The organism is Gordonia sesuvii (genome assembly GCF_036350415.1).
GTDB lineage: Bacteria > Actinomycetota > Actinomycetes > Mycobacteriales > Mycobacteriaceae > Gordonia > Gordonia sesuvii.
The window spans coordinates 570,573-592,179 of record NZ_JAZDUF010000004.1; the positions used below are offsets into that span (position 1 = coordinate 570,573).

The 21,607-nt window shown below is 67.3% G+C and carries 20 protein-coding genes; 8 read left to right on the plus strand and 12 right to left on the minus strand.

Going from position 1 to position 21,607, the window contains the following annotated elements; translation table 11 throughout:
* Window positions 1-178: 178 nt before the first annotated feature.
* The 3 genes from VZC37_RS16460 to VZC37_RS16470 all read left to right on the plus strand — a co-directional run bounded on the left by VZC37_RS16460 (window position 179) and on the right by VZC37_RS16470 (window position 4,135).
* Window positions 179-2,164: a CocE/NonD family hydrolase gene (locus VZC37_RS16460; protein WP_431309431.1), complete on the plus strand. Its 1,986-nt coding sequence runs from the start codon at window positions 179-181 to the stop codon at window positions 2,162-2,164.
* Between the two features lie 133 nt (window positions 2,165-2,297).
* Window positions 2,298-2,948: a hypothetical protein gene (locus tag VZC37_RS16465; protein ID WP_330433637.1), complete on the plus strand. Its 651-nt coding sequence runs from the start codon at window positions 2,298-2,300 to the stop codon at window positions 2,946-2,948.
* A complete protein-coding gene (locus VZC37_RS16470) occupies window positions 2,948-4,135 on the plus strand; it encodes a PrsW family intramembrane metalloprotease (protein ID WP_330433638.1) in 1,188 nt (395 codons plus the stop codon). The genes VZC37_RS16465 and VZC37_RS16470 overlap by 1 nt, the downstream gene beginning before the upstream one ends.
* Before the next feature lie 9 nt (window positions 4,136-4,144).
* Here VZC37_RS16470 and VZC37_RS16475 read toward each other — a convergent pair whose 3' ends face one another.
* The 4 genes from VZC37_RS16475 to VZC37_RS16490 all read right to left on the minus strand — a co-directional run bounded on the left by VZC37_RS16475 (window position 4,145) and on the right by VZC37_RS16490 (window position 6,740).
* On the minus strand, window positions 4,145-4,402 hold the full coding sequence (locus tag VZC37_RS16475; protein ID WP_330433639.1) for a cell division FtsX domain-containing protein: 258 nt from the start codon (window positions 4,400-4,402) through the stop codon (window positions 4,145-4,147).
* Window positions 4,403-4,473: 71 nt separating this feature from the next.
* Entirely contained in the window at window positions 4,474-5,139 is a 666-nt protein-coding gene (locus VZC37_RS16480; RefSeq protein WP_330433640.1) for a helix-turn-helix domain-containing protein, read from the minus strand.
* Window positions 5,140-5,204: 65 nt separating this feature from the next.
* Window positions 5,205-6,209: a bile acid:sodium symporter family protein gene (locus VZC37_RS16485; RefSeq protein WP_431309426.1), complete on the minus strand. Its 1,005-nt coding sequence runs from the start codon at window positions 6,207-6,209 to the stop codon at window positions 5,205-5,207.
* A 6-nt stretch (window positions 6,210-6,215) separates the two neighbouring features.
* On the minus strand, window positions 6,216-6,740 hold the full coding sequence (locus VZC37_RS16490) for an SdpI family protein (RefSeq protein WP_330433641.1): 525 nt from the start codon (window positions 6,738-6,740) through the stop codon (window positions 6,216-6,218).
* Between the two features lie 198 nt (window positions 6,741-6,938).
* Here VZC37_RS16490 and VZC37_RS16495 point away from each other — a divergent pair, with 198 nt between their 5' ends.
* Window positions 6,939-8,564 carry a cation:proton antiporter family protein gene (locus VZC37_RS16495; protein ID WP_330433642.1) on the plus strand — a complete coding sequence of 542 codons (1,626 nt, stop codon included), beginning with the start codon at window positions 6,939-6,941 and terminating at the stop codon, window positions 8,562-8,564.
* 198 nt (window positions 8,565-8,762) lie between these two features.
* Window positions 8,763-11,642, plus strand: coding sequence for a leucine--tRNA ligase (leuS, locus tag VZC37_RS16500; RefSeq protein ID WP_330433643.1), 2,880 nt, complete (start codon window positions 8,763-8,765; stop codon window positions 11,640-11,642).
* 91 nt (window positions 11,643-11,733) lie between these two features.
* On the opposite strand, the gene VZC37_RS16505 is transcribed toward leuS, so the two are convergent.
* Window positions 11,734-12,066 (minus strand): TfoX/Sxy family protein, encoded by a 333-nt coding sequence (locus VZC37_RS16505; protein WP_330433644.1) that lies wholly within the window; start codon window positions 12,064-12,066, stop codon window positions 11,734-11,736.
* Window positions 12,067-12,130: 64 nt separating this feature from the next.
* On the opposite strand from VZC37_RS16505, the gene VZC37_RS16510 reads away from it, so the two are divergent.
* The gene (locus VZC37_RS16510) at window positions 12,131-13,327 is read left to right on the plus strand and encodes an acyl-CoA dehydrogenase family protein (protein ID WP_330433645.1); all 1,197 of its coding nucleotides are present in this window, start codon (window positions 12,131-12,133) and stop codon (window positions 13,325-13,327) included.
* A 19-nt stretch (window positions 13,328-13,346) separates the two neighbouring features.
* Here the strand turns inward: VZC37_RS16510 and VZC37_RS16515 are convergent, their stop codons facing one another.
* Window positions 13,347-13,694 carry a hypothetical protein gene (locus VZC37_RS16515; RefSeq protein ID WP_330433646.1) on the minus strand — a complete coding sequence of 116 codons (348 nt, stop codon included), beginning with the start codon at window positions 13,692-13,694 and terminating at the stop codon, window positions 13,347-13,349.
* A gap of 83 nt (window positions 13,695-13,777) precedes the next feature.
* Window positions 13,778-14,614: an RDD family protein gene (locus VZC37_RS16520; protein WP_330433647.1), complete on the minus strand. Its 837-nt coding sequence runs from the start codon at window positions 14,612-14,614 to the stop codon at window positions 13,778-13,780.
* A 100-nt stretch (window positions 14,615-14,714) separates the two neighbouring features.
* Between VZC37_RS16520 and VZC37_RS16525 the strand changes: the two genes are divergently transcribed.
* Window positions 14,715-15,710, plus strand: a complete 996-nt coding sequence (locus tag VZC37_RS16525) for a stage II sporulation protein M (protein WP_330433648.1) — start codon at window positions 14,715-14,717, stop codon at window positions 15,708-15,710.
* Here the strand turns inward: VZC37_RS16525 and VZC37_RS16530 are convergent.
* The 5 genes from VZC37_RS16530 to VZC37_RS16550 form a co-directional block, all read right to left on the minus strand.
* Window positions 15,688-16,215: a putative immunity protein gene (locus VZC37_RS16530; RefSeq protein WP_330433649.1), complete on the minus strand. Its 528-nt coding sequence runs from the start codon at window positions 16,213-16,215 to the stop codon at window positions 15,688-15,690. The genes VZC37_RS16525 and VZC37_RS16530 overlap by 23 nt on opposite strands.
* Window positions 16,216-16,296: 81 nt before the next feature.
* Window positions 16,297-17,553 carry an alpha/beta hydrolase gene (locus VZC37_RS16535; RefSeq protein ID WP_330433650.1) on the minus strand — a complete coding sequence of 419 codons (1,257 nt, stop codon included), beginning with the start codon at window positions 17,551-17,553 and terminating at the stop codon, window positions 16,297-16,299.
* Window positions 17,550-17,810 carry a hypothetical protein gene (locus tag VZC37_RS16540; RefSeq protein WP_330433651.1) on the minus strand — a complete coding sequence of 87 codons (261 nt, stop codon included), beginning with the start codon at window positions 17,808-17,810 and terminating at the stop codon, window positions 17,550-17,552. The genes VZC37_RS16535 and VZC37_RS16540 overlap by 4 nt, the downstream gene beginning before the upstream one ends.
* Window positions 17,807-18,454 carry a VOC family protein gene (locus tag VZC37_RS16545; RefSeq protein WP_330433801.1) on the minus strand — a complete coding sequence of 216 codons (648 nt, stop codon included), beginning with the start codon at window positions 18,452-18,454 and terminating at the stop codon, window positions 17,807-17,809. Before VZC37_RS16545 ends, VZC37_RS16540 begins: the two co-directional genes overlap by 4 nt.
* 29 nt (window positions 18,455-18,483) lie before the next feature.
* Window positions 18,484-19,239, minus strand: coding sequence for a maleate cis-trans isomerase family protein (locus VZC37_RS16550; RefSeq protein ID WP_330433652.1), 756 nt, complete (start codon window positions 19,237-19,239; stop codon window positions 18,484-18,486).
* Window positions 19,240-19,485: 246 nt separating this feature from the next.
* Between VZC37_RS16550 and VZC37_RS16555 the strand changes: the two genes are divergently transcribed.
* Window positions 19,486-21,594 carry a hydantoinase/oxoprolinase family protein gene (locus VZC37_RS16555; RefSeq protein WP_330433653.1) on the plus strand — a complete coding sequence of 703 codons (2,109 nt, stop codon included), beginning with the start codon at window positions 19,486-19,488 and terminating at the stop codon, window positions 21,592-21,594.
* Window positions 21,595-21,607 lie beyond the last annotated feature (13 nt).

Genomic DNA, 21,607 nt, shown 5'->3' on the forward strand with positions numbered 1-21,607 from the left:
GTACGAACGGTGACATAGCGCACACCTTTCTGTTACCTTTCGGTCGCTTGGCCAACTCGGTTGGTCAACTCGGCTGGGGTCACATCTGAACGGGGGGTTCGGCGACGTGCGGGCGGGAACAGTAATGCGGGCGGGAGCCGTGGCGCGGGCTGCGGTGATCGCGGCCCTCGGTGTGTTGATGGTGTTGGTTCCGGCGACCGCGGGCGCGGCGCCGCCGCCGAGTGGTGGCGCACCGGCAGCTCGATGGGTGGCCTCCCACGACGGACCCCAGCCCTATCCGGGCGTGGCGGTCACCTGGGACGTGCCGATCCGGATGAGTGACGGAACAGTGTTGCGCGCCAACGTGTATCGGCCCGCCGATCAGGCCGGCCGCGCGACGGCGAAGAAGCATCCGGTCATCGTCAACATGACGCCGTACACCAAACTCATCACCGCTGTGGGCTCCGCCGCCACCCAGAACCCGGTGCTCGGGCCGTTCCTCACGCAGCTCGTCAACGGGATCGGTCAGATCGCCGCACCGATCCGCGACATCGCCGACATCTCGCACTTCACCGGCGGCCTCACCGACGGCGGGGCGCGCACGTTCCTGGTCGATGAAGACCTCGTCCGGAGCGGGTACACCCAGGTGGTGGTCGACGTCCGCGGCACCGGCTTCTCCCAGGGCACGTGGGACGTGTTCCAGAGCCGAGAACAGCGCGACACCGTCGAGGTGATCGACTGGGCTGCGCAACAAGGCTTTTCGAACGGCAAGGTCGGGATGTCCGGGGTCTCCTACTCGGCCATCAACCAGATCCAGGCGGCCAACAAGAACCCGGAGGCACTCGAGGCGATCTTCCCGGTCGAACCCGGCGGGGACCTGATCCGCGACATCGTCGCGCCCGGCGGTGCGCTCGGTGTCGGATTCCTGCCGATGTGGCTGACCCTGGTCAACACCACCAAGATGGTGCCCAATGTCGCGTCCATGCTGAACGGCACCTTCGATTGGAAGTGGCTCGCCGACCGCATCTCCGACCCGTTCACCTTCTACCCGGAACTGTTCGCGGCGTTGCTCACCCCGGACATCCCGTCGGTGCCGCCCGAGATGGAGAAACTCCTGCGGTCGGGATCGGAACCACGCACCGCATGGCTGGATCGGGCCGAACGCATCACCACCCCGACCTTCATCTACGGCGGCTGGTTCGACCTCTTCACCAACAGCGAGGTCCGGATGTACGACAAGATCCCGCTGCCTCCCGGCCGCAAACAGCTCATCATGGGCGACGGCTATCACCTCACCATCGGCGGCGCTCAGGGCCGGGCCGGTGCACCACCGCGCCTCGACGTCCTGCAGAAAGCCTGGTTCGACAAGTGGCTCAAGGGAATCGACAACGGCATCGACTCCTACGGGCCGGTGAACCTGAAACAGGTGGGCGACTCCTGGATCACCGCACAGCAGTTCCCGCGTGCCGGGATGACTCGCCAGCGCCTGTACCTCGGCGACCGCCGCAGCGGCACAGCACCGCACGCCGTACGCGACGGCAGTCTCACCGCCGAGCCGACGGGGTCGCGGGGTCGGATGACGATCTCACCCGGCGTGCTGACCCTGTGCTCGCGTGACTCGGCCCAACAGATGGCCGGCGTCACGGCCCTGTTCCCGTGGTGCGCCGAGGACGCCCGAATCTCCGAGCACAATGCGCTGACCTTCACCAGCGCGCCGATGCGTACCGCGCGCAGTGTCTCCGGCTATTCGAATGTCCGGGTGAACGCCGTGATGGACGCGACCGACGGATACTGGACCGCCACCCTCAACGACGTCGCGCCCGACGGCACGTCGAAGGTCATCAGCTCCGGCCAGGTGACGGCGTCGTTGCGGAATTACGACCGATCGCAATCACAGTTCGCTCCGAACGGCGACGTGATCGACCCGTTCTACACACTGACGCTGGACACGCGTGAGCGCGTCACCCCGGGCCGGCCCGTCACCATCGACATCGGACTGTTGCCGACCGAAGCGCTGATCAAACCGGGCCACCGGCTGCGCGTGGACGTGTTCGCGATGAACCTGCCGCGCGGGCTCCCGTTGCGGCCGCTGCTGAACGAGTCGCAGCTCAAGCCGCAGCACATCCAGCTCGATCCGCGGTCGCCGAGCTTCGTCAATCTGCCGCTGTCACGGCCGGTCGGCTGACCTGGCACGTTCTTTCCGACGAGGCATGTCGTATCGTCTGGCCGGCGCACCTGTGCTGCCGCGGCAGGCGGGGCAGTGCTCTGGGCGGTACCGTCACCGCTGATCGGAAACAAGACGTAAGGGTGGGACACACATGAGCGCGGCTCCGGGGAGCTCGAAATCGGACTTCGAGCCAGACGACCGGTGGGTTCCGGCCAATCGTCGATGGTTCGGCCTCGACAAGGCGACGTTCCTACCCGCAGCGGTGGTGGCGGCGATCGCCGTGCTGATGGCGGTGATCCTGCCCGCGATCGACGACCGCATCGGCTACGACGACAACGTCGTCGCCGGCGACATCCTCGAGCTGTCCGGTGGGGTCACCTTCGTGCCGTCCGTCGGCTGGGGCATCACATCAGGTGTCCGCGACAACGTCGGGACTCCGGCGACGGGATACCCGAGGGATGCGGCAGTCGAGGACGGTGGTGTGGCCTTCTCGGTGCGCACCGGACCGTTCACCGGTGATTCCGAGGCGCTGCTCGAACAGATCAAGGACACCAACGACGCTCTCGGGAGCGACTTCCGAATCACCGAGGACCCCGTCGCGATCCGCACCGACGATGGGACCGAAGGGGTGATCGCCCGGTTCAGCAACCCTCAGGTCGACGGTGTCATCGCCGCGTTCTCCGTCGATGGGCTCGGCATCCAGGTCGTCGGTACGGCACCGCTCGACTACGACGAAAGCGACGCCGAGGAACTCGCAGCCATGATCGCCAGCATCAACGTCCGCACCGAGGGAGAGACGTGATGACAGCCGCCAGCGAGGATCTCGCCGACAAGCGACTGGCCGCGATCGAGGCGTCGGGATGGGGACGGAAGTTCCACTTCTTCCAGCCCCGCAACGCTGCCTTCTGGGTGTACGTCGTGCTCGTGGCGATCGGCACCGTCGAACTGGTCACGATGATCGCGGGCGCATCCGGCGCCTACGGTCCGGCCATCACCGCGTCGGTGATCGTCTTCGCTGTCTACGGCGCGCTGTTCTGGTGGTTCACCCAGCGCATCGACCGCTACGCGAGCCAACCGGCGAAGCTGATCGTCGTCGCCTTCCTGTGGGGCGGGATGGCCGCCACGTGGGCGATGGCCGCGCACGCCAACGAGGCGATGCGGTCGATGTACGCGAAGTTCTTCGGGCAGGTGTTCTACCTGGATTGGGGAGCCGGTCTCGCCGCGCCGTTCACCGAGGAGATCGCGAAGGGCGCCGGGCTGGTGCTGCTCATCGCCCTGGCGCCGCGGTTGATCCGCACCGCATACGACGGTTTCATCCTCGGCGCGTTCATCGGACTCGGGTTCCAGATCGTCGAGGACGTCGTATACGGGCTCAGTTCCGCCGGAAAGCAGTTCGGTGCGAATCAGCTCGAGTCGATCTTCAGCACCCTGGTCCTGCGGATGGGTGTCGGCGTGGCCGCGCACATCCTCTACTCGGCCATCTTCTGTGCCGGCCTGGTCTATTTGCTCGGCCGGCCCGCCGAACCCCGCAACGTCGGACGCGGCCTCGCGCTCATCGCGATTCCGGTCGTGCTGCACTTCGTCTGGGACGCCGACGCCGCCCTCATCGGCGGCAACGAACTCCTGCTCGTCCCGTCGTGGATCGTGATCATCGCGATCGCCCTGTTCGTCGTGGTGCGGGTGTTCAAGATGACCGTGCCCCGCGAACGGCAGTTCATGCGTGACGTCATGGCACCGGAGGTCGAGAGCGGCGTCATCACAACCGCCGAGCTGGCTGCGCTCAGCGGAGACCGCAAGGCCCGCAAGGCATATCACAAGGCGGCCGGGAGTCGGGGGGAACGCCGCCGGGCCGATCACATCCTCGACGCCGCCCACGACCTCGCCGACGCGCTCGCCGTGGCCCGCGGACGTGATACCCCGGAGGTCGAGTTCGCCCGCGCCGAGGTCGCTCGGATCCGCAGCGGCGCGCCACCCGTGAAGCAGGACTGACCACCCGGATCAGTTCGGTGGTCGATGCCCGGACGCTCGCCGATGCCGGCGGACTGCCAGGGCGCTGCCACCGCCCGACACGGCCAGCGCGCACACCGCGACGAGCAGGTACAGCCATTCAGACCGCGGCGAATACGGCAGCCGATCGGTCAGATCCAGGCCCACCCGCACCACGGCGGCGCCGAGCGCCCAGCTCAGCAGGACGAGCCCGATGGTGGCGACGAGGCGTCGCCACCATCGGGTGCGGGTAGGTGATGACGTGGGCACGTTCTCCAGCATGGTCTCCCGCCGGGGGTCTCGCGCCGCGGAGTGAGCGTCGTCGAGACCGCCGCTCTCGTCTACTCCGTCTCGTGGTTGTCCGGATAGGCGGTGACCGCGAGAAACCGGATCGGCAGGCGCACCAGGTCGTGCGGTCCGTGGATTCCTTCGCCGTCGAGCAGCAGGCAGTCGCCGGGGCGCAGCGTGTACTCGGCCTTGCCGTGCCCGTAGACCATGACGCCCTCGAGCATGTACAGCATCTCCGTACCCGGGTGTTGAAAGCGGGGAAACACCTCGCTGTCGTCGGTCAGGGTCACCAGCACCGGCTCGAGACGCTTGTGCTGGCCGCGGAGTCCGCCGAGCAACTCGTAGTGATGGCCGACCCGGGTACCGCGGCCGACGATCACGGCACCTTTGCCGGCTTCGGTGAAAATGGCCTCGCGGTCGACGTCGGCGCCGCGGAACAGCGAGGTGACCGGGACGTCGAGACCTGCGGCCAGGCGTGCGAGAGTGGAGAGACTGCAGGAGGTCTGGGCGTTCTCGATCTTCGACAGCATCGCCTTGGAGATGCCGACCTTGGCCGCCATGTCGGCGACCGACATGCCGGCGTTGCGACGTAGCAGCCGTACCTGGTGGGCGATCGCGGCCTCCAGGTCACCGCCGGTGGGCGCGTCACCGACCACCTCGCGCTGAACGGGAGCGGGATCACCGGTATCGCGAACGGTCGGCGTCGGGTCGGCACTCATGCGGATAGTCTAGCGAACTATCGTTTCCTCGCAGTGGACTCGCCCGGGAGGGGTTTCGCCCGTGTTCAGGCCGTCGCGGCGTCGGCTTCCCGCCCGTAACGCGTGGCCAGCCAGGAACACAGGATCAGTTGGATCTGGTGGAAGATCATCAGCGGCAGCACGATCAAGCCCACCGTCGACCCCGCGAACAACACCGTCGCCATCGGCAGTCCGGTGGCGAGGCTCTTCTTGGTGCCGCAGAACTGGATCGCGATCACGTCCTCGCGCGAGAATCCGAGTCGTTGCGGCACCCAGCGCGTGACCATCAGCATCACCACCACCAGGACCAGTGAGATCAGGGTGACCGCGATCAACTGGCCGGCGTTGACCATCGACCAGATGCCCTCCCGCACGCCCTCACTGAACGCCACGTAGACCACGAGAACGATGGTGCTGCGGTCCGCGTACTTGGTGACCTTCGCGTGCCGGGCGAAGAACGGCCCGACCCACGGTCGGGCGAGCTGACCGACGATGAACGGCACCAGGATCTGACCGAGGATCTCGAGGATCGAACCGCCGTCGACGGAGATGCCACCCTCGGTGCTCATCAGCGCGACGACCAGCAGCGGTGTCAGCACCACCCCGATGATGTTGGACGCCGACGCGCTCACGATCGCTCCCGGCACGTTGCCGCGGGCGATCGAGGTGAACGCGATCGACGACTGGACCGTCGAGGGCACCAGGCACAGGAACAACATGCCGGCGTAGAGGTCGTCGCCGATCAGCGGCTCGACGAGCGGTTTCATCGCCAGGCCGATGAGCGGGAACACCACGAACGTGAACGTCAGGATCGTGGCATGCAGCCGCCAGTGCTTGAGACCGTCGAGTGCCTCGCGCGGATGCAGGCGGGTGCCGTAGAGGAAGAACAGGGCCGCGATCGCGACCTTGACCACCCAGTCGAGGACCTCGGCCGCATCACCCCGCGCCGGAAGGAATGCGGCCACGACGACCGCGGCCAGGATGGCGAGGATGAACCCGTCGATGGGGGAACGGTTGAGCCAGTCGCGCACGACCGCCACAGGGGACGCCACCCTGGTTCAGTTCCGCGACGACTCGTCCGCGCACACTCCGCGCAGGCTGCATGCCCCGCAGCTCGACGTCCCGCAGTCGGCGGCGGGGTCGGCCGGGTTGTGGTCATGCGGCGCCTGATCAGCGTGCTCCGTGTTCGCGGCGTCTGCCGATGAACAGCACGCGCAACCGGTATCGGCCGGCACCGCGGCAGCGGCACGCACCCCGTAGGCGCTCACGATCCCGACCACGAACATCGCGGCCACCAGGCCGACCACCGCGAACACCAGCGACCAGTACCCACCCACGCCCAGGGTGAGGATTCCGGCCAGCACCAGGATGCCGGCGGCCGCCAACTCACCCGGCGCGGCCACGCGGTTGGCGACGGCGAACGTCTGCTCGGAACGCAACGTCTCGGGCGACCGCACCCCCAGCCACCGATTGCGGCGCAGCCGGCCGGTGATGCCCAGGGTGCCGACCACCAGCCACATCGCGGCGAGCACGAAGACGATCACGGCGGCGACGACAAGCAGGACGTTCACAGGCACAACCATACGACCGACTGTCGTAGCAGTACCAATCCGTTTCCGGTCCTGGGGCGGCGGCCGGTGCGGTGTCGTGTCGCGCTCCGTGGAGGAATCCGGTGCCAGCCGCGATACTTGGTGCACCCGACCGCAGGATCAGAACTCGAACCGCAGGGGTGTGGCCGCCGGTACCGGCACCGGGCATGCCGCTATGAGCAGGGGAAACGCTTGACAGAAGTCGCCATCTACCTCGTCGTCACCTTCGGCCTCGGGGGCCTCGCCATGGCGCTGCGCCTGCCCCCGCTGGTGGGGTTCCTGGCGGCCGGGTTCGTCATCAACGGCCTCGACGTCGAGGAGATCCCGCAGCTCGACATCCTCGCCGACCTCGGCGTCACGCTGCTGCTGTTCGCGATCGGACTCAAACTCGACGTCCGCATCCTGCTGCGCCGCGAGGTGTGGCTGACGACGTCGGTGCACATGTTGGTCAGCGTCGTGTTCGGCAGCATCGCGCTCTGGATCGCGGCGGTTGCGGGCATGGCGATGCTCGCCGGGCAGAGCCTGCAGACCATCGCGCTGCTGGCGTTCGCGCTGTCGTTCTCCAGCACCGTGTTCGTCGTCAAGATCCTCGAGGAGCGCGGCGAATCGCATTCGCTGTACGGCCGCGTCGCCATCGGCATCCTGGTGATGCAGGACGTCATCGCGGTGGTTTTCCTGACCGCCACGGGCGGGGAGATGCCGAGCCCGTGGGCGTTGACTCTGGTGGGGTTGTGGCCGCTGACCTGGGTGCTGCGTCGGATCTGGAGCCGGCTCGGGCACGGGGAGATGCAGTCGCTGTTCGGGATCGTGATGGCCCTGGTGCCGGGATACGCGTGGTTCACCGCCGTCGGGCTCAAGGGCGACCTCGGTGCCCTGATCGTCGGGGTGCTGTTGGCGTCGCACCCCGCCGCCTCCGAGCTCGCCCGGTCGCTGTTCCACATCAAGGAACTGCTGCTCGTCGCGTTCTTCGTGTCGATCGGTCTCACCGGGCTGCCGGATCTGCCCACCATCGGTGTCGCCCTGCTGATGCTGCTGTTCCTGCCGTTCAAGGCGGCCTGGTACGTGGCGTTGCTGTCGTTCCTGAAACTGCGGTACCGCACCGCGATCCTGGCCGGACTCGGATTGATGAACTACTCGGAGTTCGGGCTGATCGTGGTGTCCGTCGGGGTCACGGCCGACCTGCTGGGTGAGGCCTGGCTGGTGGAGATGTCGATCGCCGTCGCGATGAGTTTCGTCGTGTCGGCGCTGGTCAACGGGCGTGGACACCTGATGGTGGAGAAGATCGCGGCCCGGCTGCCCGACCAGGACGAACGCAAGCTGCATCCCGAGGAGCGGCCCGGCGACGCCGGTGATGCCGAGGTGGTGGTGATCGGTATGGGACGCGTCGGATTCGCCGCCTACCAGCGGCTCACCGATCATTACGGGCTGCGGGTGGTGGGCGTCGACTACGACGGTCCGCGCATCGGCCGCCTCAAGGAGCAGGGCCTGCGGGTCATCGAGGGCGACGCCACCGACCTGGACTTCTGGAATCAGCTCCGCCATTCCGACTCGGTGCGGATCGCGGTGCTGGCGATGCCGCGCCACGGCGCGAACGTCACCGCGCTCGAATGTCTGCGCGAGTCCGGATTCAGCGGCCAGGTCGCCGCGGTCGCCCGCTACGACGACGAGGTCGCCTGGGCACGAGGCCACGGAGTCGGCATCGCCTTCAACGTGTACGCGGGCGCCGGACTCGAGCTCGCCGATCAGGTCGCCGGTGGCGATGTACCGCGCAGACGGGAGCCCGACGCCGAGACCGACGATGATCGGGCGCCCGGGTAACTCTTCCGTGGGTCGAGCTGGCGTGCCCGTTCCGTGGGTCGAGTAGGCCTCCCCTCCCGTGGGTCGAGTAGGCGTCCCCTCCCGTGGGTCGAGCAGGCGTGCTTCTTCCGTTGGTCGAGTAGCCCCGCGAGCGCAGCGAGCAGGCGTATCGAGACCACCCCCGACGACCGCCGAGAACCGACGATTTACGCTGGTCGGGTGACTTCAGCTGATTCTGCTCGCACCGCACCGACGGCCACCGACGCGGGTGTGCCCGGCCACCGGTACACCGCGGAGCTCGCCGGTGAGATCGAGACCCGGTGGCAGCGGAACTGGGCAGACCAGCATGCCTACGAGGCGCCGAACCCCGTCGGACCGCTCGCCGGCGACATGAGTGCCGTCGGCGGTGACGCCCCCGATTCGCCGTCGAAGCTGTTCATCCAGGACATGTTCCCGTACCCGTCCGGGTCGGGGCTGCACGTCGGGCACCCGCTGGGCTTCATTGCCAGTGACGTGTTCGCGCGTTATCAACGGATGACGGGCAAGAACGTTCTGCACACGATGGGCTTCGACTCCTTCGGCCTGCCCGCCGAGCAGTACGCGGTGCAGACCGGTACCCACCCGCGGACCACGACCGAGGCGAACATCGAGCGCTACCTCGGCCAGATCCGCCGGCTGGGACTCGGCCACGATGAGCGGCGCCGCGTCGCCACCACCGACGTCGAGTTCTATCGCTGGACGCAGTGGATCTTCCTGCAGATCTTCAACGCCTGGTACGACACCGACCAGCAGAAGGCGCGGCCGATCGCCGAGCTGATCGCCGAGTTCGATTCCGGCGCACGCACACCTGCCGACGGCCGGGGCTGGTCAGCCTTGTCGAAGGCTGAGCGCAACGAGCTCATCGACTCCTATCGCCTGGTCTATCAGAGCGATTCGCTGGTCAACTGGTGTCCCGGACTGGGTACTGTGCTGGCCAACGAGGAGGTCACCTCCGACGGCCGCAGCGATCGCGGCAACTTCCCGGTGTTCCGGAAGCACTTGCGGCAGTGGATGATGCGGATCACCGCCTACTCCGACCGGCTGATCGACGACCTGGACCTGCTGGACTGGTCGGATCAGGTGAAGACCATGCAGCGCAACTGGATCGGGCGTTCCCGTGGCGCCCAGGTGACATTTCAGGCCGACGGTCACTCGATCGAGGTGTTCACCACCCGTCCCGACACCCTGTTCGGCGCCACCTACATGGTGCTCGCGCCGGAACACCCACTTGTGGACACCCTGACCGCGGCGTCGTGGCCCGAGGGTGTCGACGACCGGTGGACGGGCGGTGCGGCGCGACCCGCCGACGCGATCGCGAATTATCGCGCGGCCATCGCGGCGAAGTCGGATCTGGAGCGCCAGGAGAACAAGGAGAAGACCGGTGTCTTCACCGGTTCCTTCGCCACCAATCCGGTGAACGGCGAACAGGTTCCGGTGTTCATCGCCGACTACGTGCTGATGGGCTATGGCACCGGCGCGATCATGGCCGTGCCCGGCCACGACGCCCGCGACCATGAGTTCGCCTCGGCGTTCGGGCTGCCGATCCGTGAGGTCATCGGCTCCGAGCAGGGCGTCGAGAACGAGGCGTACGTCGGTGACGGCCCGCTGGTCAATTCGGGTTTCCTCGACGGCCTGCCGGTCGACGAAGCGAAGTCTGCGATGATCGATCGGCTGGAGAAAGAGGGCAGCGGGGTCGGGAAGATCCAGTACAAGCTGCGCGATTGGCTGTTCGCCCGCCAGCGGTATTGGGGCGAGCCGTTCCCGATCGTCTACGACGCGGACGGCCAGGCCCACCCACTCCCGGAATCGATGCTGCCGGTGGAGCTTCCGGAGGTCGATGACTACGCACCGGTCTCCTTCGACCCCGACGACGCGGACAGCGAGCCGTCGCCGCCGCTGGCCAAGGCCACCGACTGGATGACCGTTGAACTGGACTTGGGCGACGGTCTGCAGACCTACACGCGGGACGCCAACGTGATGCCGCAGTGGGCCGGCAGCTCCTGGTATCAGTTGCGCTACATCGACCCCACCAACGACGAGACGTTCTGCGCCAAGGAGAACGAGGCCTACTGGATGGGCCCGCGGCCCGAGCTACACGGACCCGACGATCCAGGCGGCCTGGACCTGTACATCGGCGGCATGGAGCATGCGGTGCTGCACCTGCTGTACTCGCGGTTCTGGCACAAGGTGCTGTTCGATCTCGGCTATGTGACGAGTCGTGAGCCGTACCGAAAGCTGTTCAACCAGGGCATGATCCAGGCTTTCGCGTACACCGATGCCCGCGGCATCTACGTGCCCGCCGACGAGGTCGAAGAGCGTGACGGGAAGTACTTCCACAACGGCGAGCCGGTCACCCAGGAGTACGGCAAGATGGGCAAGTCCCTCAAAAACTCCGTTGCGCCCGACGACATCTGCCGCGACTACGGCGCCGACACGCTACGTGTCTACGAGATGTTCATGGGTCCGCTGGACCAGAGCCGGCCGTGGGCCACCAAGGATGTGGTGGGTTCGCAGCGCTTCCTGCAGCGGATCTGGCGTCTCGTCGTCGACGAGGAGACCGGGTCGGTACGGTGCGCCGACGCCGAACTCGACGACGACACGACACGGTTGCTGCACAAGACGATCGCCGGTGTGCGCGAGGACTACGCCGAGCTGCGTAACAACACCGCGGTCGCGAAGTTGACCGTGCTCACCAACCACCTGACGAAGAACTTCGAGAAGTCCGGTGCGCCGCGTGCGGCCGTCGAACCGTTGGTGCTGATGCTGGCGCCGTTGGCCCCGCACGTCGCCGAGGAGCTGTGGCATCGCCTCGGGCGCGAGACCCTGCTCGTGCACGGCCCTTTCCCCGAGGCCGACGAGCAGTGGCTGGTGGAGGACACCATCGAGATCCCCGTCCAGGTGAAGGGCAAGGTCCGCAGCCGCATCACCGTCGCCGCCGACGCCGACGAGGCGACCGTGCGTGCCACCGCCCTGGCCGACGAGAAGATCGCGCCGCTGCTCGACGGCGAACCGCGCAAGGTGATCGTCGTGCCGGGCCGGATGGTCAACGTCGTCCCGTAGCCTTGTCTGGTCCCTGAGGAGGTTCGGAGCGCTAGCGGAGAACCGTCACGAAGGGCCGCCCCCACCGATGGCCCCCACCGGTCTCAACCGCCTACTTCGGCGGCAACTTGCGCGCGTAGTCGGACCCGAGGGTCACCCAGCGCTGCAGTTGGCGCTCGGTGCGGATGCCGTCCTTGGAGACCCGCAGCCAGCCGCGCAGCTCATGTCCCGACATGACCATCGGTTCGGTGTTGTCGAAGGCGAGGAGCCCTTCGGTGTCCTCTGGAGGCACCCGGACCATGATGCCGCCCTGACCGCTGGCGGCGAGCGCCATGTTGCCGTTGATCAGGAAGGCCAGCCCACCGAACATCGACTTCTCGTCCACACCGCACTCTTCGGAGAGCATCCCGCGAATCCGGTACGCGAGGTCGAGGTCGTAGGCCACGGGTACGAGCCTAAGTCCTCAACGGGGGTTGGAAAAGAACTTACCGCTCAGTAAGATGGCGGGCATGGCGATCAACCTGGAGCTCCCGACGAAGTTCGATTCGACGGTCGAGCGCACCCACATGGCGGCCGAGCACATCTTCCGGCCGATCTCCCGCAAGTGCGACCAAGCCGAGCACGAGTACCCGACCGAGCTCGACGAGCTGGGCAAGCTCGCCCAGCAGGCCCGTAAGCAGGAGAAAGAGGCCGAGGCCGGGGAGTCCGCCGACGGCGACGCCGGCACCGTCAACGGCTCCAACATGCGCGCCCTGATCTCCGCGCGCGAGATGAGCTGGGGCGACGTCGGCCTGCTCCTGTCGATCCCGTATCAGGGCCTGGGCAACGCGGCGATCGCCGCCGTGGCCAACGACGAGCAGCTCGAGAAGTTCTCCGGCGTGTGGGCGGCGATGGCGATCACCGAACCGAGCTTCGGTTCCGACTCGGCCGCGGTCTCGACCACCGCCACCCGCGACGGCGACGACTACCTCATCAACGGCGAGAAGATCTTCGTCACCGCCGGCTCCCGCGCCGACCACGTCGTGGTGTGGGCGACCGTCGACAAGAGTGCCGGGCGTGCGGCCATCAAGAGTTTCGTCGTGCCGATGACGACCGACGGAGTGACCGTCGCACGACTCGAGCACAAGCTGGGCATCAAGGCGTCGGATACCGCGGTCATCCGGTTCGAGAACGCCCGCGTCCCCGCCGACAACCTGCTCGGCTCACCCGAGGTGGACACCAAGAAGGCGTTCGGCGGGGTCATGCAGACCTTCGACAACACCCGCCCCGTCGTGGCCGCGATGGCGATCGGCCTGGGCCGTGCCGCGCTCGAGGAGCTGCGCCGCATCCTCGAGGAAGCCGGCCACGAGATCGACTACGACAAGTCCGCCGCGGCCCAGCACGCGTCGGTGTGCGAGTTCATCCGACTCGAATCCGACTGGGAGGCATCGTGGTTGCACACGGTACGTGCGGCGTGGATGGCCGACAACAAGGAGCCGAACTCGGCGGAGGCGTCGATGTCGAAGGCCAAGGCCGGGCGCACCGTCACCGACATCACCAACAAGGCCGTCGAGATCGGTGCCACCGCAGGATTTTCGGAGACGTCGCTGCTGGAGAAGTGGGCCCGCGATTCGAAGATCCTCGACATCTTCGAGGGCACCCAGCAGATTCAGCAGCTGATCATCGCGCGGCGGGTGTTGGGGAAGTCGAGTGCCGACCTGAAATGACCGGACGGCGATCGTCAGGTCACCGGGTGTGCCCGGTGTCGTCGTCGCCGCGGTACATCTCCTCGTAGTGTTCTTCTTCCTCCGCGGTCACCTCGGGCTGCAGCGGATCCTGCTGGATTCGGGTGTCTCCGGGCTGTCGGGCGGAGATGTAGCGACTCACGAAGAGCAGTGCGACGGCGACGATCGCGACCAGCACTGCCGCGACCGTCCACCAGATCGCCGCGGAGTGTCCGCCGGCGGCGCTGCCCACGGCGGCGGCGACCAGGACCAGGGTCACCATGAGGGCGCCGTATCCGACGAACCCCATCCCCTTCAACAGGCGTGCATGCTCGGCGGGGCGCCGGCGGGTGTTCGATCGCTCGGTCATCGCTCGTACCTCGTGTTGTGAAGCGGACGTGGTGAGCGTGCCCATTCCGGAAGCCGGTCAAACGTATCGCTACAGGGGAGCGGTCAGCGCACCAACCGCTGGCGCAACCTCTGATCCCGCTCGATCCGTTCGGAGTCTCGACGACGTCGTTCGGCCATGATCGCCGCGAGTACCATCTCGTCCGGTGCTCCTGTGGGTGGTGCGGGCGCGACGAACGGGGCGGAGTCATGTACGAGCCGCTGCGCCAGGAGGATTCGTGCCTGCGTGGACAGTCGATCGCGGCGGCCGAGGAACTGGCGGACCGCGATCGCCAGGTGCACGGGCAGGGGCGCGACGTCCGCGGTCTGTGCCCAGCCGGCCAGCGCCGGCGGCATCGGGATGGGTTCGGGTACGTCGAGCTTGTGTCGGTCGCGGATCACGTAGGTGCCGGCGAGCAGATCGCCGAAGCGCTTGCCCTTCTTGGTGCAGACCGCCGCGACGAGCGCCGGCAGGCCGCCGGAACCGTAGATCTCGATCACGCCGAGCAGTGCCCGGGTCAGCGCATGCCGGAAGCCGATCGGTCCAGCGTCGTCGCGGACGGTGCGGATGCCGGTGACCCAGTGGCCGACGGTCTTGCCGCGGGTGACGGTCTCCAGCGTGGTCGGGATGATGACCAGGGCGGTGATCAGCGACAGGGTCAGCGACGCGACGAGCATCGCGAAGTCGGTGTCACCGAACACCTTCAGGGTCAGCCACCGCAGCGCCCACCATGCCGTGTACCCCAGGAAGAGGTCGATCAGCCCGGAGACCATCCGCAGCCCGATCCCCGCCGGCGGGAGGTCGAGGGCGACGGCCTCACCGGAGACGAGGTCGTCGCGGCCCACGCCGTACGTCGCGCTCACGCCGCGCGACGCCGTCGGCGGAGGGACAGGACCGTACATGAACGAGAGCGTAGTCGCGCTCGGCCGGCGGGCGCAGCCTCCTGCACCGCGTGAATGACGATCCGGGCGGCGACATCCCGCAGCCGGTTACGCTGGGGCGGTGGATCTCGACGCCTATGTGGCCGCACATCGCGCGACATGGGAGCGGCTCGACCAACTCACCCGGCAGCGCAGGCTGACCGGTGCCGACGCCGACGAGATCGTCGACACCTATCAGCGTGTGGCCACCCATCTGTCGGTGATCCGGTCGACGGCACCCGACGCGTCGCTGGTCGCCTACCTCTCGGCGCTGTTGGCGCGCGCTCGGTCCCGCGCCGCCGGTACCCGGGTGATGTCGTGGTCGGACGTGGGGCGGTTCTTCGCGCGGAGCTTCCCCGCAGCGCTGTATCGCCAACGGTGGTGGTGGCTGTCGGTGATGGCAGCATCCATCGGTGCCGCGGTCGTGATGGGCTGGTGGATGCTCGATCACCCACGCATCGAGAGTTCGCTGCTGTCCGAGGCACAGATTGAGCAGCTGGTGAACAACGACTTCGAGGAGTACTACAGCGAATACGCGGCGACATCGTTCGCTGCTCGCGTGTGGACCAACAACTTCTGGCTCGCCGCACTGTGTATCGGGTTCGGTGTGTTCTGCCTGCCAGTCGTCTACATGCTGTACTCGAACATGCTGAACCTGGCAATCATCGGCTCCATCATGATCCGCCACGGCCGCGGTGACCTGTTCTTCGGACTCCTCACTCCCCATGGGTTGCTCGAGTTGACGTGCCTGTTCGTCGCGGCCGGCGTCGGACTGCGACTGTTCTGGGCGTGGGTGTCACCGGGGGACCGGACGCGGGTGCAGTCGTTGGGTGAGGAAGGACGCGCAGCAGTCGGCGTGGCGCTCGGACTGGTCGTGTTGCTCCTGATCTGCGGGCTGATCGAGGCGTTCGTGACGCCCTCGAGCTTGCCCACGTGGGCCCGGATCGGGATCGGAGTGACCGCGTGGACCGGCTTCTTGGTCTACGTCTTCACTCTCGGGCGGTGGGCCCACAACGCCGGCGAGACCGGCGATCTCGCCGAGTCCGAGCGCGGGTTCACGGTCCGGACGGCTGCCTGAGTGCGACATCGAGTTCCCGCAGAAGACGGCCGAGGGTGGTGTCGCCGGCGACCGAAGGCGGCAGCTCGCCGACCATCTGTCGGACGGATTCGTCGGCATCGGCAATCATCTGGGCGGTGACCTCCGCGGCGACCTGCGCACCGTGTGCACGTTCGGTGGCCAGCGCCGCGTAGGCCGCCGCACCCAACAGATGCCGGGTCTGACGGGCTGCTGCCGTTCCGGTGAGATCGAGGTGCGTGTAGGCGACCGCGGCGGCCATCGAGGCGGCCCGGGCGGCCGACTGCGCGGCCGGGTCGGTGTATGCACCCGCGGCGCGATGGGCGCCGAACGACGCATCGCGAAGTGCCCTGTCCCGAGGACGGCCACCGGCGAAATCGCGTGCCGCGTCGATGGCCTGCCGGACCCGGGCATCCGTCGGGGCGGCCGCGTCGAAGATCGGGAGCACTCGCTCGGCGCAGGTGGCGGCCCACGCGGCGACCGGACGTAGGTCGGCGGTCGTGGGCACGGGGCACCTCTCACTCGGAGTCACCTCGATGTACCCACATCGTGTCGGGTCACGCAACCGGGATGGCTCGCATCCTGCGTCTCAGGAATCCGTGGCGAACCGATCCGCCAACCAGCCACCGATCTCGGCGGCCGCGAGGCTCGCACCGGTCGGTGCGCCCTTCCGGATGGGACCCCCGAAATGGGTACCCTCGACGCGGACGTGGACGACATCATCCGCGCCGAGGGCGTTCACCATCTCTGCCGCGTCCTCGGGAAAGCACGCCTGATCGCCGGTCAGTTCGACGAACAGCGTCGGCACCTGCACCCCTGGCGCGCAGCGGAGAAAGCCTGCATTGCTGGACAACCCCGACCAGGTGGACAGCCACGCCTCGGGAGTCGTCAGTCGACCGAAGCCGACCAGCCCGTAGTCGGTGAGGTCGGGGCGACGGCCGAACAGCGAACCGTACGGGCGGTCGTTCGGACTCAGCGACAGGTCGACGAAGCGGAGGTCGGCGTCGGTGCGGTAGACGGTCATCACCCGCGGCGCCAACGCCGCCCGACGATCGGCCGGGTCGCCGGAGACCTCGAAGTGCGCACGTGCACGACCTGATTCGGCGACGTAATCGCGAGCAACAGCGTCGATGCGCGCCACCCGGTCCCGCTGCGCGATGCGGTAGCGTTCGATGAACTCCGCAGAGTAGGAGGACGATTCGGGCGGCTCGGCGAACCCATTGGCCGGGTCGAACGGGTTGAGTGAGGGGTTCACACTCAGCGGATCGCTCTCGTCGCTCACCGACGGGTCGATGAGCCGCAGCAGTAGCTGTCCCTGGCCGGGATGCGGGGCCAGGAAGATCGCGCCGTCGGGAACGGGCATGTCGGCGCCGGCGAGATCGATCGGACGTCCGGCCGGCGTGGCCGTCAGACGATCGGCCGGAGCAAGTCCCGCCTGTTCGTGATAGAAGGCGAACAGTGCACCACCTCCCGAGTGTCCCAGCGCGAGAACAGAGCCGAAGTCGTTGTCGCGCAAATAGACCTGACCTGCCGCGACGTCGAGCAGGGCCTGTTCATGGACCAGGTTCAAGTCGTTGTTGACCGATCGCGTGCCCTGCGTCCACACCGCGAAGCCGCGCGCGAGCAGCTCGGGCACCAGCACGTGATGGGTCAGATCCTGGCGGGGATGCATCAGCGCGACCACCGTCGACGCGCCGGGAACCGTGCGCAGCACCCCCGTGACCTTCGCGCCGTCGGCCGTCGACAACTCGTGCACCGACGTCGTCGTGTTCGCAGGCTGCTCGGCAGACTCGATGTAGCGGCCCGCGCCGATCCCACTCGTGGCGGGCGGTGTCGAGACGATCATCGGTCGGACACCACACTCGGTTCGACCCGCAGTGCGTCCTTGTCCCACTGGGTGATCCGCGAATCGAGGAGACCGGCGACGCTGCTGTACCAGACCGCATGCCGACAGCCCGTGGCGCGTCGGTCCACGACAATGGTGCCTTCGGCGGTGATGCGGAAATACGGTCCGAGGTGCTCGACGGTGACGTCCGGGTCTTCACCGGCCACCGCGGCAACCGGCTTGTTCTCGGGGACGTCCAGAATGAACAGGGTGGTCATCGAACCGACACCGCCTCACGCTCGGTTTGCTCCTCTTGCCAGGTCGCTGCGCGTTCGACGATCTTCTCCGCCTTGCGCGCCAGCAGCGCGGCCATGCTCGGATTCGGTTGTGATACAACGTCGATCAGGGCGTCGATGGTGAGATTGGCGTCGAGGTCCTCCTGGGGGGTCACCGGCCGCATCGCCCGGGTGACCTCGATCATGTAGCCGTTCGGGTCGTGGGTGTAGATCGATTCGATGGTCTCGTGTTGGATCTGCATCTCCACCGGCCACTCGCTGCCGTCGAGCCGACGGCGGTACTCCAGGAGGTCCTCCTCGCTGTCGACGTGAATCGCCAGGTGGCGGGACCGGATGAACCAGATCGGCACGTCCTCGGCGAACCGCGAGTACGAATCACCCTGCGGTCCACCGTCGAACGGTTCGAGGCCGAAGTAGTAGAAGAACGCGAGCCGGTCGTCGTTGCCGATGTCGAAGAAGAAGTGGATGAAGTCGGGGTGTTTGTCCGGTCCCCACCCTGCCGCGCAGATCGAGTGGACCACCGGGAAGCCGAGCACGTCGCGGTAGAACTGCACCGTCGCGGCCGGATCGAAGGTCGGGTAGGCGACGTGGTCGACGCCACGCACCTTGTGGGCGAGTTCGCTCATCATGACTCCTTGGGTTGAGCGGGAATGGTTCAGGCGGGTACGGAAGCCAGGTCGGCGCGCAGCAGACTGCCGGCTCCGTCGATCGAGGCGGACAGGCCCAGGCCCCGCAGAATGCTGTAGGCACCGGCGGTGGCCGCCGACAGCACCGGGATGCCGAACTCGCGTTCCGCATCGTCGATCAGGGGCAGCGACGGCATCTGCACACAGCACGACAGCACCAATGCGTCGACGTCGGTGAGGTCGAGCGATCGGGCCGCGTCCATCACCCGGTCACCCGCAATGCAGCCGACCTCGGCGTTGTCGGCGACCTCCAGGGCCCGCCAGTCGACGACTGTGAAGCCCTCGGCCTCCAGATATGCGACGACCTTCTCGGCGAGTGGCCGCAGGTACGGGGTGACGAGCGCGATCCGCTGCCCATCCATCGCCCGCAACGCCTCCACCAAGGCACCGGCGCTGGAGCGGATGATCGCGTCGGAGCCACCGGCGGCGAGTTGTTCGGCGACGGCACTCTCGACGCGTTGATGCTCGCCCGGTCCGCCGACCATGAGTGCCACGAGACACGCGTAGAGGATCGCGTCGGGCGACGCGTCGGCGATCTCCATGACGCAGCGTTCGCGCTGCGCATTCATTGCCGCGAGTTCTTCGGCCGACACCTGATGCATCCGCATCCGGGTCGAGTGGAAGGAGAACGCGGATACCGGATGGCGGTTCAGCAGCGCCGGCATCTCGGTCTCCACGGTGACGTTCGAACTCGGCACCACGAGGCCGATGCGATGGACACCCATGTGTCTGTCGTCCTTTCGATTTCGGCCGATGAAGGGGCCGTGCGACGCCGCGTTGACGTCAATGACAATTATTCGACGCAAACGAAAATTCGTCAAGGGTGCGTTGCAACCCTTCCTGAACTGGGCAAACAGGCGCGACGCAGGCACAATCGGGTGACCGGACTCACATCGAGGCCTTGACAGCGAGTCGTGAGCGTCGAATACTCAACGCCAACGTCAATCCAGCTGACAAAGGAGTACCTGGCCATGGCATACGTGATCGGAGTGGACGTCGGTGGGACGTTCACCGATGCCGTCCTCGACGACGGGAACGGCCTGGTGGTCGCCGGCAAGGCGCCCTCGACACCCCCCGACTATTCCGAAGGCGTGATGGATGTCCTCGCGGTGCTCGCCGAGCAACTCGGCCGACCGCTGGACGACATGCTCGCCGATACCCATCACATCGCGCACGGCACCACGTCGTCGCTGAACGCGTTGGTGATGAACAAGGTCCCCGACGTCGGGTTCCTCACCACCAAAGGTCACCGCGACTCGATCTACATCATGAACGTGGAGGGCCGCTACCTCGGTCGGTCGCCCGAGCAGCTGCAGAACGTGATGGCGCAGAGCAAGTCCCACGGATTGGTGAACAAACGCCATGCGCTCGAGGTGACCGAGCGGGTGGACCGCGACGGTCGGGTCATCGTGAACCTCGACGAGGACGAGGTCCGAACGGCCGTGCGAACACTGCTCGCTCAGGGCATCAGCGCCATCGCGGTGTCGCTGCTGTGGTCGTTCCGCAATCCCTCCCACGAACAGCGGATTCGCGACATCGTCCACGAGATCGACCCGACGGTGTTCGTGTCGCTCTCGCACGAGGTCAGTCCACGCATCCGGGAGTTCGCGCGTAATGCGACCACCATCATGAGCACCCAGATCGGGCCGGGCCTGCGCGACTACCTCGGCGAACTCGAGGGTCGACTCCGCGACCACCAACTGGCCGGTCCGCTGCTGGTGATGCAGAGCAACGGTGGTGCGGTGGCCGCGTCGGAGGCGCCGGCCAACGCGATCTCGACTGTGGGTTCGGTGCTCACCGGCGGTGTCGTCGGCTCGGTGTCGCTCGGCCGCCAACTCGGCCACGACAACATCATCGCCACCGACGCCGGCGGCACGACGTTCCTCGTCGGCCTGGTCGTCAACGGCGAGCCGGTGCGGTCGTCGACGACGATCATCAACCACCATCCGATCAACGTGCCCACGCTCGAAGTCCACGCGATCGGCGCGGGTGGCGGAGCGATCGCCTGGCTGGATGCCGGCGGCAACCTGCAGATCGGCCCGCACAGTGCGCAGGCCGTTCCCGGCCCCGCCTGCTACGGCCAGGGCGGCACCGAGCCGACCAACACCGACGCCAACCTGGTGCTGGGCATCCTGCCCGAACGCGGCTTGCTCGGCGGGCGTAAGGCACTCGACATCACCAAGGCACGCGAGGCCATCCGCACCCGCATCGCGGAACCACTCGGCCTGTCCGTCGAGGACGCTGCCGCCGCCATCTACGCGGTGCAGAACGCCCAAACCGGCGACCTGCTGCGCAAGACCGTCGTCGAGGCAGGCCACGATCCGCGGAACTTCATCGTCTACGCCTTCGGCGGTTCCGGGCCCGCGCACTGCGGCCTCTATGCCCAGGAGATCGGGGCATCGCGGGTCGTCGTCCCGCTCGGCCAGGTCGCCTCGGCGTTCTCCGCCTACGGCCTGGCATCGTCGGACATCGTTCTCGCCAAGGAACTCTCGGACCCCGCCGCGATGCCGCTGGACCCCGCCCGGGTGGAGCAGAACTTCAAGGTGCTCGAGGAGCAGGTTCGTGACCAACTCGACCGGCAGGGCCTGCACTTCGCGTCCATCGTGATGGAGCGTGAGATCGACATGCGCTACACCATGCAGCTGGCCGAGGTTGCCACGCCGCTGCCCGACGGCTCGCTCACTTCGACGGAGATCGCCGGTGCCGCCGAGGCATTCGAGAAGAAGTATGCCGATCTGTACGGCAAGGACAGCGGGTTCCGCGAAGCAGGCATCCAGGCCATCACCTACCGGGTACGGGGCACCGGTGTGCTGCCGTTCTCGCCGGAGCTGCCCGAACTCGCTGTCGCCGACTCCGCCGACCCGAGCGACGCCCACGTCGGGATGCGCAAGGTGTGCCTCGACGGCCGACGCGGATTCGTCGACACCGACATCTACGACTACGCGCGCCTGCGCGCCGGCCACGTCATCACCGGTCCCGCCGTCATCGAGGTGCCGACCACCACGGTGGTGATCCCGCACGACACCACCGGCGAGATCGACCGCCTCGGCAACCTCACCATCACCGTCGACCAGGCATAAGCCACCAGCCACA